Origin of the sequence: Streptomyces sp. NPDC001750 (assembly GCF_042892615.1) — a bacterium.
Lineage (GTDB): Bacteria > Actinomycetota > Actinomycetes > Streptomycetales > Streptomycetaceae > Streptomyces.
The window spans coordinates 293,177-306,572 of the sequence record NZ_JBIAUE010000006.1 but is presented as its reverse complement, the minus strand read 5'-3'; the positions used below and the strand labels follow the sequence as shown (position 1 = coordinate 306,572).

The following is a 13,396-nucleotide window of genomic DNA, read 5'->3' as shown; positions in this document are numbered from 1 at the left end:
GCGGACAGCCGGGCGGCCGGTCGCCTAGATTGGCGTTGTGCAGGGCGGGCGCTGCCCGCCCGAGGAAACTGTGGACGATGCCAGGGGGGCGAACCCTCTCGCGGGCATCAGGTGGAGGAGGCGCTGTGAGCAGCGACCCGTGGGGCCGCGTCGATGAGACGGGCACCGTGTACGTGCGTACGGCCGACGGCGAGAAGGTCGTCGGATCGTGGCAGGCGGGTTCCCCCGAGGAGGCTCTGGCCTACTTCGAGCGCAAGTACGAGGGCATGGTGGTCGAGATCGGCCTCCTCGAACGTCGGGTGAGGACCACCGACCTGTCGGCGAAGGACGCGACGGCCGCCATCGAGCATCTGCGTCTGCAGGTGGACGAGCATCACGCCGTCGGCGACCTCGACGCCCTGCGCGTACGGCTCGACGCCCTGGTGGCGACGGTCGAGGCGCGGCGCGAGGAGCGCAAGGCCCGGAAGGCGCGTCAGTCCGACGAGGCGAGGCAGGCCAAGGAGGCTCTGGTCGTCGAGGCGGAGGAGCTGGCGCGGAGCGAGCAGTGGCGCTCCGCGGGCGAGCGGCTGCGCGCGCTCGTCGACACGTGGAAGGGCCTGCCGCGGCTCGACCGCAAGTCCGACGACGAGCTGTGGCACCGCTTCTCGCACGCCCGCTCGGCGTTCTCCAAGCGCCGCAAGGCCCACTTCGCCTCGCTGGACGCCCAGCGCGAGGAGGCCCGCAAGGCGAAGGAGAAGCTGGTCGCGGAGGCCGAGTCGCTCTCCGGCTCCACGGACTGGGGGGCCACGGCCGCCCGTTATCGCGAGCTGATGACGGAGTGGAAGGCGGCGGGCCGCGCCCAGCGCGAGGCCGAGGACGACCTGTGGAACCGCTTCCGCGGCGCCCAGGACGTCTTCTTCGCCGCCCGCGGCGAGGTCTTCGCCGAGCGGGACGCGGAGCAGGGCGAGAACCTCAAGCTCAAGGAGGAGCTCGCGGTCGAGGCCGAGAAGCTGGTGCCGGTGAAGGACCTGAAGGCGGCCCGCGCCGCGTTCCGGGGCATCAACGAGCGCTGGGAGGCCATCGGCCATGTGCCGCGTGACGCCCGCCCGAAGGTCGAGGGGCGGATGCACGCGGTGGAGCGGGCGCTCCAGGAGGCCGAGGAGGCGGAGTGGCGCCGGACGAACCCGGAGGCACGTGCGCGTGCCGAGGGTCTGACCGGTCAGCTGCAGGCCGCCGTCGACAAGCTGCGCGCCCAGATCGACACCGCCCGCGCGTCGGGGAACAACGCCCGCGCCGACAAGCTGGCCAAGGAGCTCGAAGGCCGTCAGGCGCTGCTGGACCAGGCGCTGAAGGGGCTGGAGGAGTTCGGCGGCTGATCCCCGCCGCCGTCGAGGCCCCCGTACGCGTCCCGAAGGACGTTGTACGGGGGCCTTGTCCGTCGTGCGCAGGGGCCGGGTCGGCGCGCGGATCCCGGCGGCCTGGTCAGGGCCTGCGGGCCGAGGTCACCCGGTAGACGTCGTAGACGCCCTCCACTCCGCGCACCGCCTTGAGCACGTGCCCGAGGTGCTTGGGGTCGCCCATCTCGAAGGTGAAGCGCGAGGTGGCCACCCGGTCCCGGGAGGTCTGCACGGCCGCCGACAGGATGTTGACGTGCTGGTCGGACAGGACGCGGGTGACGTCCGACAGCAGCCGGGAGCGGTCCAGGGCCTCGACCTGGATGGCGACCAGGAAGACCGAGGACTGGGTGGGCGCCCATTCGACGTCCAGGATGCGTTCCGGCTGCTGCGACAACGAGTCGACGTTGACGCAGTCGGCACGGTGCACGGAGACGCCGCTGCCGCGGGTGACGAACCCGATGATCGGGTCGCCGGGGACGGGTGTGCAGCAGCGGGCCAGTTTGACCCAGACGTCCTCGACACCCTTGACGACGACTCCGGGGTCGGCGTTGGAGCGGCGCTTGCCGCGGCCGCGCGAGGGCGGCGAGCTCTCGGCGATGTCCTCGTTGGCCGCGTCCTCCCCGCCGAGTGCCTGGACCAGCTTCTGCACGACCCCGGCCGCGGCCACATGGCCCTCGCCGATCGCGGCGTACAGGGACGAGATGTCGGGGTAGCGCATCTCGTGCGCGAGGGTGACCAGCGAGTCGCCGGTCAGGATGCGCTGGATCGGCAGGTTCTGCTTGCGCATCGCGCGCGCGATGGCGTCCTTGCCCTGCTCGATCGCCTCGTCGCGGCGCTCCTTGGAGAACCAGGCGCGGATCTTGTTGCGCGCGCGGGGCGACTTGACGAAGCCCAGCCAGTCCCGGGAGGGCCCGGCGCCGGCCGCCTTGGAGGTGAAGACCTCCACCAGGTCGCCGTTGTCGAGGGTCGATTCGAGCGGTACGAGCCGCCCGTTGACCCGCGCCCCTATGGTCCGGTGGCCGACCTCCGTGTGCACCGCGTACGCGAAGTCGACGGGGGTCGCGCCCGCGGGGAGCGCTATGACGTCGCCCTTGGGCGTGAAGACGAAGACCTCGTTGCGGGAGAGGTCGAAGCGCAGGGACTCCAGGAACTCGCCGGGGTCCTCGGTCTCCTTCTGCCAGTCCAGGAGCTGCCGCAGCCACGCCATGTCGTTGACGGTGTCCTGCCGCGCGCCCTTTCCGGTGCTCTTCGGGACGTCGGTGCGCACCTTGGAGGCGCCCGCGACGGCCTCCTGCTTGTACTTCCAGTGCGCCGCGATGCCGTACTCGGCGCGGCGGTGCATGTCGAACGTACGGATCTGGAGTTCGACGGGCTTTCCGCTGGGACCGATCACCGTGGTGTGCAGCGACTGGTACATGTTGAACTTGGGCATCGCGATGTAGTCCTTGAACCGGCCGGGGACCGGATTCCATCGCGCGTGGACGGTGCCGAGCGCCGCGTAGCAGTCGCGGACGGTGTCGACGAGGACCCGGATGCCCACCAGGTCGTAGATCTCGGCGAAGTCGCGGCCCCGCACGATCATCTTCTGGTAGACGCTGTAGTAGTGCTTCGGCCGTCCGGTGACCGTGGCCTTGATCCGGGCGGCGCGCAGGTCGGCCTGGACCTCGTCGGTCACGACGGCGAGGTATTCGTCGCGCTTGGGGGCCCGCTCGGCGACGAGGCGGACGATCTCGTCGTACATCTTGGGATAGAGGATCGCGAAGGCGAGGTCCTCCAGCTCCCACTTGATGGTGTTCATGCCCAGGCGGTGCGCCAGGGGGGCGTAGATCTCCAGCGTCTCGCGGGCCTTCTTCTCCTGCTTCTCCCGCTTGAGATAGCGCATGGTGCGCATGTTGTGGAGCCGGTCGGCGAGCTTGATGACGAGGACCCGGGGGTCCTTGGCCATGGCGACGACCATCTTGCGCACGGTCTCGGCCTGCGCGGCCTCTCCGAACTTGACCTTGTCCAGCTTGGTGACGCCGTCGACGAGCAGGGCGACCTGGTCGCCGAAGTCCTGGCGCAGGGTGTCCAGGCCGTACTCGGTGTCCTCGACCGTGTCGTGCAGCAGCCCGGCCATCAGCGTCGCCGGATCCATGCCGAGTTCGGCGAGGATCGTGGTGACGGCGAGCGGATGGGTGATGTAGGGGTCGCCGCTCTTGCGCTTCTGTCCCCTGTGCCAGCGCTCGGCGACCTGGTAGGCGCGCTCGATCTGGCGGAGCGTGGCGGTCTCGATCTTGGGGTCGTTGCCGCGGACGATGCGCAGCAGCGGTTCGAGCACCGGGTTGTACGGGCTGGAACGCTGCACGCCGAGGCGGGCGAGCCTGGCCCGTACCCGGTTGGATGAGCCTCCGGAACGCGATGCGGAGGCGGCGGAGGCGGCCGGGGCGACCGGCCTGGCGGCGGGCTTCGCCGGGGGCTTCGGCGTGGAGGCGGCCGAGGCGGCCGGCTGCGCGGGCGAGGCGGGCCGCAGTGCCGGGGCGGCGGACCGCTCCGGGCCCGAGCCGGCCTCGGGTGCCGGGGGCTTCGGCTTCTGCGCGGGCTGCCTCGTTCCGGGCGCGGCTGAGGCCGCCGCGGGCTTGTCGGGCTGCGGGGCGGCGACTGGCTGGGCCTCGTCTGGCAAGAGCGCTCCTCGTGCGGGTCCGGACTCCCGGAAAGGCCATCGTATCGAGCCGGTGGCCGGTCCTCCCCCGGGGACGGTGAGACCCCTCACAACGACGGAGCGGCAGCCGGTTGTTCCCGGCCTCGCCGCACGCGTGTTCCCGGCCTCGGTGCGGGCCCCGCCGCCTCGCGCCGGGTACCGGGCCCCGGGCCGGGCGGCCGTCCGCGCCGCGGTGCGCACACGAAGAGAACCGGGTGACCAGAACAGCGTCTGGTCACCCGGTTCATGCCTTCTGGGGCACTCACACGTGGATGAGGGCCTCCAGCGGCGCGCCCGCCAGACCCCGCTCCACGCGGGCCCGGCCGCCGAGGAAGCCGAGCTCCATGAGGACCGCGACGCCCGCGATGCCGGCACCGGCCCGCCGGATCAGTTCCAGCGACGCCTCCGCGGTGCCGCCGGTCGCGAGGATGTCGTCGATGACCATGATCCGGTCGTCGGCGGACAGGTCCTCCGCGTGGATCTCGATCTCGGCGGTGCCGTACTCCAGCTCGTAGCCCTGGCTGAGGGTGGCTCCGGGAAGCTTGCCCGCCTTGCGGACGGGCACGAAGCCGAGACCGGCCCGCACCGCGACCGGGGCGGCCAGGATGAAGCCGCGCGCCTCGAGTCCGACGATCTTCGTGGCGCCGTGCCGCAGGCACAGCTCCGCGAGGGTGTCGGTGAGGGCCGCGAACGCCGTCGGATCCGCCAGCAGCGGGGTGATGTCCTTGAAGACCACGCCCGGCTTCGGGTGGTCGGGGATGTCACGGATCCGGCTGAGCAGGAGCTCCCGGACGTTTTCGGTGGTGCTGCTGGTCATCAGTGCTTCCCGGGGGTCCGGCCGCGGCCCCTGGGGGACTGCTGGCGCTGGCCGACGACCGCGGCGGCGGGCGCGGTGTCCTGCGGGAGGTCGTCGCCGGGATCCTCGTCCCCGGCGGACTCGTCCTTGGCGGCGGCGGCCGCTCGCTTGGCGAGGACCCGCTTCTTCAGCGCCTTGATCTGCGGGTCGCGCCCCTTGAGGTCCGCGACGAGCGGGGTGGCGATGAAGATCGAGGAGTACGCACCGGCGGCGAGGCCGACGAACAGCGACAGCGAGATGTCGTTCAGCATGCCGGCGCCGAGGACGCCGCCGCCGATGAACAGCAGGCCGGCGACCGGGAGCAGGGCCACGACGGTGGTATTGATCGAGCGGACCAGGGTGCCGTTGATCGAGCGGTTGGCGATCTCGCCGTACGTCCACCGGGTCTGCTTGGTGACGTCGACGGTGCTCTCCTTGAGGCTGTCGAAGACGACGACCGTGTCGTACAGGGAGTACCCGAGGATGGTCAGCAGACCGATCACGGTGCCCGGGGTGACCTCGAAGCCGACCAGCGCGTAGACGCCGACCGTGATGGTGAGGTCGTGGATCAGCGCGACCAGGGCCGCGATCGCCATGCGCCACTCGAACGCGATGGCCAGGTAGATCACCACGAGGACCATGAAGACGCCGAGACCGGTCCACGCCTTGTTGGCGATCTGCTCGCCCCAGCTGGGACCGACCAGGTCGGCGGCGATCTTCTCCTCCGGGACGGAGAGGTCCCTGGCGAGCAGGTCCTTGATCTCGTCGGACTTCGCCGTGTCGACCTCGGTGATCTGGATGCGCAGACCGCCGTTGCCGAGCTTCTGGACGATCGCCTGGTGGCCGGATGCCTCGGTCGCGATGTCCTCGGCCTCGCTGACGGTCACGCTCGTCTTCGGGGTGGTGAAGACGGCACCGCCCTTGAACTCGATGCCCATGTTGAGGCCGCTGACCGCCAGGCCGACGATGGCCGTGATGGTGATCAGGATGGAGACGCCGTACCAGATCCTGCGCTTGCCGATGAAGTCGTAGCCGACTTCGCCGCGGTAGAGACGGGCGCCGAGAGTGCCGAGTCGCGACATCTCACGCCTCCTTCGGGTGGTCGGTACGGGCGTTGACACGCCGCGAGCGGCGCAGGGGCGGCTTGGCACCGAGGCGCTTCGGGTCCAGGCCGGACCAGGGGTGACCGCTGGAGAAGAACTTCGTACGGGCCAGCAGCGTCATGACCGGCTTGGTGAAGAGGAAGACCACGACCACGTCGAGGAGGGTGGTGAGCCCCAGCGTGAAGGCGAAGCCCTGGACCTTGCCGACCGTGACGACGAAGAGCACCGCCGCGGCGAGGAAGGACACGAAGTCGGAGACCAGGATGGTGCGCCGGGCTCGCGGCCAGGCCCGCTCGACGGCGGGGCGCAGGGTGCGGCCCTCGCGGATCTCGTCGCGGATCCTCTCGAAGTACACGATGAAGGAGTCCGCGGTGATACCGATGGCCACGATGGCCCCGCAGACCGCGGGGAGGTTGAGCGCGAACCCGATGGCCGGGCCGAGCAGCGACATGAGCGTGTAGGTCAGGATGCCCGAGGCCAGGAGGCTCAGAAGCGCGATGAACGCAAGGCCGCGGTAGTAGGTGACCAGGTAGATGACGACCAGGGCCAGGCCGATGGCGCCGGCGATCAGGCCCGCCTGGAGCTGCTCGCCGCCGAGGGCGGCCGTGACGGTGGTGACCGTCTGCTCCTTGAAGCTGAGCGGCAGGGCGCCGTAGGAGAGCACGTTGGCCAGGTCCTCGGCGGACTGCTGGTCGAAGCTGCCGGAGATCTCGGCGTTGGCGCTCAGCGCCTCGCGCACGTAGGGGGCGGAGACGACCTCGCCGTCGAGCACGATGGCGAACTGGTTCTGCGGGGTCTGCTGCTGCGCGAGCCGGCCCGTGATCTTCTGGAACTTCTTGGCGCCGCCCTTGGTGAACTCCATCTGGACGATCCACTGGCCGGTCTGCTGGTTGATCGCGCCCTTGGCGCTGTCCACGTCCGTGCCGGAGACCTCGGACGGGCCGAGGATGTACTTGGCCTCACCCGTGGAGTCACAGGCGACGGTGGGCTCGGTGGGCTTCACGTTGGCACCGGCCGCTGCGCGGCCGGCCTTCGTGGAGCAGTCCAGGGCGGCGAACTTCTTCTCCAGCGCCGTCCCGGCCTGGTCGGCGGGGGCCGGGGGGGTCGTGGACGCCTTGGGATCGTCGGACGCCCCGGGGCTGGGCGTGTCCTTCGTCAGGGCGCCGGTGACCGCGCGTCCCTGGGTGGTCGCGGTGGCCGAGGGAGTGGCCGAGGAACCGGACGCCTTCTCACCGGTGGCGGTGGACGCGCTCGGCTTCGGCGACCCGGAGGGCGAGGGGCTGGCGGTGCCCTTGGGCGTGGGGCCGCCGGCCGCCATGCTGAGCACCGGCCGGAAGTAGAGCTGGGCGGTCGTGCCGACCTGCTCCCGGGCCTGCTGCGAGTTCGTCCCCTTGGGGATGTTGACGACGATGTTGTCCCGGCCCTGGGTCTGGACCTCGGCCTCGGAGACACCCAGACCGTTGACCCGGCGCTCGATGATGCCGACCGCCGTGTCCATGTTCGTCTGGTTGATCGCGTTCGGCTTGCCGGGCTGGCTCTGCGCCTTGAGCGTGATGGACGTGCCACCCGCCAGGTCGATGCCCAGTCGTGGCGTCGGCTGATCAGCCAGGAACATCCCTCCGGTGAGGGCGACCATGGCGATCAGGATCAGAGCCAGGGATCGCCCCGGCCTGCCTTGACCGCCGGCCGGTCCCCGGCTCTTCTTCGGTGCTGCCACCTTCTCGTTTCTCCCTGTCCAACCGCCCCGAGCCGGGTGGGCGCCCGAGCGGCCACGAAGTGTAGTGGGGACCCACCCCGCAGAAGATCGCACGGGCCGGGGAGTGCCGGACGCCCACGGGCCCGCGGCATCCCCGGCTCGCGCGACTACTTCGCGTCGGCCTCGCCGTCGCTCTTGCCCTCGGACTTCTTGCCGGACTCGGCGTCCTTCGGCTCGGCGTCGTCGGCCTTCTTGCCCAGGTCGATCCTGGCGTCGTCCGAGGTGTCCGACGCGGCGTCCGCCTCGGTCAGCGAGGAGGCGTCGTCCGGGACGACCGTGCCGTCGAGATCCAGGGCGCTGTCGTCGCCGTGGACGATGCGGTTGTACTCGGCGTCGTCGAGAACGGCACCAATGGCGTTCTTGGCGTAGACGGCGTGGACGCCGGGGGCGACCTCCAGGAGAACCGTGTCGTCGTGGACCTCCTTGACGGTGGCGTACATGCCCCCGATCGTCCGGACACCGGCGCCGGGCTGCATCTCGTCACGCATCTGGACGGCGGCCGCCTGCTTCTTCTTGGCGGACCGCGTCATCAGGAACATGGCCCCGATGAGCACGATGAAGGGGAGGAGAGACACGAGATTCACGGGACGAGTTTCCTTCGCACGACCGCGCTGAAGGGCGGCCTGGTCTTCGGGGGTGGGCACACCGACCCATTGGGGCGGCATCGGCGGAGTCTAGGCGAGTCCGCATCGATGGAACAACGCCCGACGCCGCTCGTTGGTTCCTGTCCGGGTGAACCTGTGACGCGTCACGCCCCGAACAGGCCCTGTTGTCCCTTTCCGCCGTGCTGAGGAGGGACGAGACCGAGATGAGCCCATGCCGCGGGGGTCGCGACGCGCCCGCGCGGCGTCCTGGCCAGCAGCCCTTCCCGGACGAGGAACGGCTCGGCGACCTCCTCGACCGTCTCGCGTTCCTCGCCCACGGCGACCGCCAGGGTCGACAGGCCCACGGGGCCGCCGCCGAACAGCGTGAGCAACGCGCGGAGCACCGCCCGGTCCAGCCGGTCGAGACCACGCGCGTCGACCTCGTACACACCGAGGGCGGCGGAGGCGACCGGTCGGTCGATCCGCCCGTCGGCCTTGACCTGGGCATAGTCACGGACACGGCGCAGCAGCCGGTTGGCGATGCGCGGGGTGCCGCGGGACCGCCCGGCGATCTCGGCGGCGCCGTCCTCGTCTATCGCCACGTCGAGGAGGCGGGCCGAACGCCGGATGACGCGTTCGAGTTCGGTGGGGGCGTAGAACTCCATGTGGCCGGTGAAGCCGAAGCGGTCGCGCAGCGGGGGCGGCAGCAGCCCTGCCCTGGTGGTGGCGCCGACCAGGGTGAAGGGCGGGAGTTCCAGGGGGATCGCGGTGGCTCCCGGGCCCTTCCCGACGATCACGTCGACCCGGAAGTCCTCCATCGCCATGTACAGCATCTCCTCGGCGGGCCGCGACATGCGGTGGATCTCGTCGAGGAAGAGGACCTCGCCCTCCTGGAGCGAGGAGAGGATCGCGGCGAGGTCGCCCGCGTGCTGGATGGCGGGGCCCGAGGTGATCCGGATGGGGGCGCCCATCTCGGCCGCGATGATCATGGAGAGGGTGGTCTTGCCGAGGCCGGGGGCGCCGGAGAGCAGGACGTGGTCGGCGGTGGCGCCGCGGGCCCTGGCCGCCTTGAGAACCAGGTCCAGTTGTTCGCGCACCCTCTCCTGGCCGACGAACTCGTCCAGGTCCTTCGGCCGCAGCGCGGCTTCGACCGCGGTGTCCTCGCCGTCCGCGCCGGCGTCGACGAGGCGCTCGTCGAATCGCCCGTCGAGTCGTTCGCCGGTGTCAGGTCCGGTCTCGTCCCAGTTCATTCAGTCTGTCCCGCCTCGGGTGTTTCGGTGCCGTGCGGTGCCCGGCGCGGCCTCGGGGTGTGCCCGGGTGCGCACTCCGGTCAGCGCGCGCGGTTGAGGGTCTGGAGCGCGGCCCGCAGCAGCTGTGGCACGGGGGCCTGCCCGTTCTCGGCGAGTGCCGCCTCGGCCTGCGGGGTCACGGCGGCGACCGCGTCGTCGGCCTCCCGGGTGGCGTAGCCGAGGCCGATCAGCGCGGCGTGCAGTTGGTCGCGCCAGGACGAGGTGACGGCGGTGCCGACGCCCTGCCGGCCGATCCGGGTGCCGACGGGCTCGCCGAGCCTGTCCTTCAGCTCGAGGAGGAGTTTCTGCGCCCCCTTCTTGCCGATGCCGGAGACGGCCGTGAGCGCCTTCTCGTCGCCGGTCGCGACGGCGGTCCGCAGGGCGTCGGGGCTGTGCGTGGCGAGCATGGCCTGGGCCAGCCGCGGGCCGACTCCGCTGGCGGTCTGGAGCAGCTCGAAGACCTGCCGCTCGTCGTCGTCGGCGAAGCCGTAGAGGGTGAGCGAGTCCTCCCGTACGACGAGGGAGGTGGCGAGTCTGGCCTCCTCGCCGATCCGGAGGCCGGCGAGGGTGTTCGGGGTGCACTGGACGGCCATGCCGACGCCGCCGACCTCGATCACGGCCGTGGTCGGGGCGAGCGCGGCGACGGGGCCGCTGACGAAGGCGATCATCGGGGGACCTTCCGGACGGGGGGCGCGGGTGTACGGACCGCGGGGGTACGGGGCGCGCGCGGGGTTCGGGACGCGCCGGCCGCCGCCGCGTGCGCCTGCTGGAGGCGGTTGACGGCGGGGGCGCGCCAGATGTGGCAGATGGCGAGGGCGAGGGCGTCGGCGGCGTCGGCCGGTTTCGGCGGGGCGTCGAGCCTCAGGAGCCGGGTGACCATGGCACCGACCTGTGCCTTGTCGGCACGGCCGCTGCCGGTGACGGCCGCCTTGACCTCGCTGGGGGTGTGCAGCGCGACGGGTATGCCGCGGCGGGACGCGCAGAGCATGGCCACCGCGCTGGCCTGGGCGGTGCCCATCACCGTACGGACATTGTGCTGGCTGAAGACCCGTTCCACGGCGACGAATTCGGGGCGGTGCTCGTCGAGCCACTCCTCGATGCCGCGTTCGATGGCGACCAGGCGGTGGCCGAGCTCCGCGTCGGCCCGGGTGCGGACGACGCCGACGCCGAGCATCGTCAGGGTCCGGCCGGCCCCGCCGTCCACGACGCCGACACCGCACCGGGTCAGCCCCGGGTCGACGCCGAGTACCCGCATGGGTGATCCCCCTCCGTACCGATCGGTCAACTGTTCCCGCAGGCTATCGGCTCGCACTGACAACGCGACGGGCAACGCGACGGGCAATGCGACGGGCCGACGGGGCGTGTCCCCGTCGGCCCGTGCGTGAAGGCTGTGCCGTACCGTGCCGAGCCCGGCTCAGGCGTCGACCTTCTCCATGACCTCGTCCGAGACGTCGAAGTTGGCGAAGACGTTCTGGACGTCGTCGCTGTCCTCCAGGGCGTCGATCAGCTTGAAGATCTTGCGCGCGCCCTCCTCGTCCAGCTCGACCTGCATGGTGGGCAGGAAGCTGGCCTCGGCGGAGTCGTAGTCGATGCCGGCCTCCTGGAGCGCGGTACGGACCGCGACCATGTCGGTGGCCTCGCTGACGACCTCGTAGGTCTCGCCGAGGTCGTTGACCTCCTCGGCGCCCGCGTCGAGCACGGCACCGAGGACGTCGTCCTCGGTCAGCCCGCCCTTGGGGACGATGACGACGCCCTTGCGGTTGAAGAGGTACGAGACCGAACCGGGGTCGGCCATCGAACCGCCGTTGCGGGTCATCGCGACGCGCACGTCGGATGCGGCACGGTTCCGGTTGTCGGTGAGGCACTCGATGAGCACCGCGACACCGTTCGGGCCGTAACCCTCGTACATGATCGTCTGGTAATCGACCCCGCCCGCTTCGAGACCACCGCCGCGCTTGACCGCGGAATCGATGTTCTTGTTCGGTACGGAGCTCTTCTTCGCCTTCTGGATCGCGTCCACAAGGGTCGGGTTTCCGTCGGGGTCCACACCGCCGGTGCGGGCCGCGACCTCGATGTTCTTGATCAGCTTCGCGAAGAGCTTGCCGCGCTTGGCATCGATCACGGCCTTCTTGTGCTTCGTCGTAGCCCATTTAGAGTGGCCGGACATCTGCCTTCTCCTTCGCGTCACCAAAAATCGATCGGAACCCGGGAGATCCTACCGGGATCGAATCAGCCGACTGCGCGCACCATGTCCACGAACAAGGCGTGAACACGGTGGTCCCCGGTCAATTCCGGGTGGAAGGACGTCGCCAGTGCGTTTCCCTGGCGCACGCCGACGATGTGCCCGCCGTACTCGGCCACCACCTCGGCCCGCGCGCCGACCGACTCCACCCAGGGGGCCCGGATGAAGACGCCCTGGACGGGGCCGCCCTCGATCCCGGCGACCTCCACGGCGGCCTCGAACGACTCGTTCTGGCGCCCGAAGGCGTTGCGGCGCACGATCATGTCGATGCCGCCGAGCGTCTCCTGTCCGGAGCGCGGGTCGAGGATCTTGTCGGCGAGGAGGATCATCCCGGCGCAGGTGCCGTAGACCGGCATCCCGTCCCGTATCCGCTCGCGCAGCGGTTCCAGCATGCCGAACAGGGACGCGAGCTTGGACATCGTGGTGGACTCGCCACCGGGCACGACCAGGCCGTCGACCTCGGCGAGTTCCTCGGGGCGCCGGACCGGCCTGGCCTGGGCGTCCGCCGAGGCCAGGGCGATCAGGTGCTCCCGTACGTCGCCCTGGAGGGCCAGGACTCCGATCACAGGGGTCTCGCTCATCGGTGCTTACCAGCCGCGGTTGGCGTAGCGCTCGGCCTCGGGCAGGGTGTCGCAGTTGATGCCGACCATGGCCTCGCCCAGGTTCCGGGAGGCGTCCGCGATGACCTTCGGGTCGTCGTAGAAGGTGGTGGCCTTCACGATGGCGGCGGCGCGCCTGGCCGGGTCTCCGGACTTGAAGATGCCGGAGCCCACGAAGACGCCCTCGGCGCCGAGCTGGCGCATCAGGGCCGCGTCGGCGGGGGTGGCGACGCCACCCGCGGAGAAGAGCACGACAGGCAGCTTGCCGAGCTCCGCGACCTCCTTGACCAGCTCGTACGGGGCGCGCAGCTCCTTGGCGGCGGCGTACAGCTCGTTGTTGTCGTAGCCGCGCAGGCGAGCGATCTCGTTCTTGATCTGGCGCAGGTGACGGACGGCCTCGACGACGTTCCCGGTGCCGGCCTCGCCCTTCGAACGGATCATGGCCGCGCCCTCGGCGATGCGGCGCAGGGCCTCGCCGAGGTTGGTGGCGCCGCACACGAAGGGGGTGGTGAACGCGAACTTGTCGCTGTGGTTGATCTCGTCGGCCGGGGTGAGGACCTCGGACTCGTCGATGTAGTCGACGCCGAGTGCCTGGAGGACCTGGGCCTCGACGAAGTGGCCGATGCGGGACTTGGCCATCACCGGGATGGAGACGGCCTCCATGATCTCCTCGATCATGTTCGGGTCGGACATGCGGGCCACGCCGCCGTCCTTGCGGATGTCGGCCGGCACCCGCTCCAGGGCCATGACGGCCACGGCACCCGCGTCCTCGGCGATCTTCGCCTGCTCCGCGTTGACGACGTCCATGATCACGCCGCCCTTGAGCTGCTCGGCCATGCCTCGCTTGACGCGGGCTGTGCCGGTGGCCGGGGAGTCGGCGGACTGCGGGGTGATGGGGAGGGTGGACACGGATCGACCTCACTCGGAGAAAGTCG

12 protein-coding genes are annotated in these 13,396 nt (G+C 70.7%); 1 reads left to right on the top strand and 11 read right to left on the bottom strand.

Translation table 11 applies throughout. The annotated features are described in order from the left end of the window. The first annotated feature begins 125 nt into the window (after positions 1-125). Positions 126-1,355 (top strand): DUF349 domain-containing protein, encoded by a 1,230-nt coding sequence (locus tag ACFYY6_RS13350; RefSeq protein WP_351517263.1) that lies wholly within the window; start codon positions 126-128, stop codon positions 1,353-1,355. Positions 1,356-1,461: 106 nt separating this feature from the next. Here ACFYY6_RS13350 and ACFYY6_RS13345 read toward each other — a convergent pair whose 3' ends face one another. The 11 genes from ACFYY6_RS13345 to pdxS all read right to left on the bottom strand — a co-directional run bounded on the left by ACFYY6_RS13345 (position 1,462) and on the right by pdxS (position 13,370). Continuing rightward, positions 1,462-4,035 carry a bifunctional (p)ppGpp synthetase/guanosine-3',5'-bis(diphosphate) 3'-pyrophosphohydrolase gene (locus ACFYY6_RS13345; protein ID WP_351517264.1) on the bottom strand — a complete coding sequence of 858 codons (2,574 nt, stop codon included), beginning with the start codon at positions 4,033-4,035 and terminating at the stop codon, positions 1,462-1,464. A 280-nt stretch (positions 4,036-4,315) separates the two neighbouring features. Beyond that, entirely contained in the window at positions 4,316-4,870 is a 555-nt protein-coding gene (locus ACFYY6_RS13340; RefSeq protein WP_351517266.1) for an adenine phosphoribosyltransferase, read from the bottom strand. Next, a complete protein-coding gene (gene secF / locus ACFYY6_RS13335; RefSeq protein WP_351517267.1) occupies positions 4,870-5,970 on the bottom strand; it encodes a protein translocase subunit SecF in 1,101 nt (366 codons plus the stop codon). The genes ACFYY6_RS13340 and secF overlap by 1 nt, the downstream gene beginning before the upstream one ends. A 1-nt stretch (position 5,971) precedes the next feature. Beyond that, a complete protein-coding gene (gene secD, locus ACFYY6_RS13330) occupies positions 5,972-7,708 on the bottom strand; it encodes a protein translocase subunit SecD (RefSeq protein ID WP_351517268.1) in 1,737 nt (578 codons plus the stop codon). A gap of 146 nt (positions 7,709-7,854) precedes the next feature. After that, positions 7,855-8,331 (bottom strand): preprotein translocase subunit YajC, encoded by a 477-nt coding sequence (gene yajC, locus ACFYY6_RS13325; RefSeq protein WP_351517269.1) that lies wholly within the window; start codon positions 8,329-8,331, stop codon positions 7,855-7,857. A gap of 164 nt (positions 8,332-8,495) precedes the next feature. Then, the gene (gene ruvB, locus ACFYY6_RS13320; RefSeq protein WP_351517270.1) at positions 8,496-9,581 is read right to left on the bottom strand and encodes a Holliday junction branch migration DNA helicase RuvB; all 1,086 of its coding nucleotides are present in this window, start codon (positions 9,579-9,581) and stop codon (positions 8,496-8,498) included. Positions 9,582-9,661: 80 nt separating this feature from the next. Then, entirely contained in the window at positions 9,662-10,288 is a 627-nt protein-coding gene (gene ruvA, locus ACFYY6_RS13315; RefSeq protein ID WP_351517271.1) for a Holliday junction branch migration protein RuvA, read from the bottom strand. Further along, a complete protein-coding gene (ruvC, locus tag ACFYY6_RS13310) occupies positions 10,285-10,875 on the bottom strand; it encodes a crossover junction endodeoxyribonuclease RuvC (protein ID WP_351517273.1) in 591 nt (196 codons plus the stop codon). Before ruvC ends, ruvA begins: the two co-directional genes overlap by 4 nt. 159 nt (positions 10,876-11,034) lie before the next feature. Continuing rightward, positions 11,035-11,787, bottom strand: coding sequence for a YebC/PmpR family DNA-binding transcriptional regulator (locus tag ACFYY6_RS13305; RefSeq protein ID WP_351517274.1), 753 nt, complete (start codon positions 11,785-11,787; stop codon positions 11,035-11,037). Positions 11,788-11,849: 62 nt separating this feature from the next. Continuing rightward, positions 11,850-12,443, bottom strand: a complete 594-nt coding sequence (gene pdxT, locus ACFYY6_RS13300; protein WP_351517276.1) for a pyridoxal 5'-phosphate synthase glutaminase subunit PdxT — start codon at positions 12,441-12,443, stop codon at positions 11,850-11,852. A 6-nt stretch (positions 12,444-12,449) separates the two neighbouring features. Next, complete coding sequence (gene pdxS / locus ACFYY6_RS13295; RefSeq protein ID WP_351517278.1) at positions 12,450-13,370, bottom strand: pyridoxal 5'-phosphate synthase lyase subunit PdxS; 921 nt, start codon at positions 13,368-13,370, stop codon at positions 12,450-12,452. Between the last annotated feature and the right edge of the window lie 26 nt (positions 13,371-13,396).

Coding starts and splice junctions, on each gene's coding strand:
- pdxT (WP_351517276.1), bottom strand. CDS start 12,443: ATGAGCGAGACCCCTGTGATCGGAGTCCTGGCCCTCCAGGGCGACGTA.
- ruvB (WP_351517270.1), bottom strand. CDS start 9,581: ATGAACTGGGACGAGACCGGACCTGACACCGGCGAACGACTCGACGGG.
- ACFYY6_RS13340 (WP_351517266.1), bottom strand. CDS start 4,870: ATGACCAGCAGCACCACCGAAAACGTCCGGGAGCTCCTGCTCAGCCGG.
- ruvC (WP_351517273.1), bottom strand. CDS start 10,875: ATGCGGGTACTCGGCGTCGACCCGGGGCTGACCCGGTGCGGTGTCGGC.
- ACFYY6_RS13305 (WP_351517274.1), bottom strand. CDS start 11,787: ATGTCCGGCCACTCTAAATGGGCTACGACGAAGCACAAGAAGGCCGTG.
- ruvA (WP_351517271.1), bottom strand. CDS start 10,288: ATGATCGCCTTCGTCAGCGGCCCCGTCGCCGCGCTCGCCCCGACCACG.
- secF (WP_351517267.1), bottom strand. CDS start 5,970: ATGTCGCGACTCGGCACTCTCGGCGCCCGTCTCTACCGCGGCGAAGTC.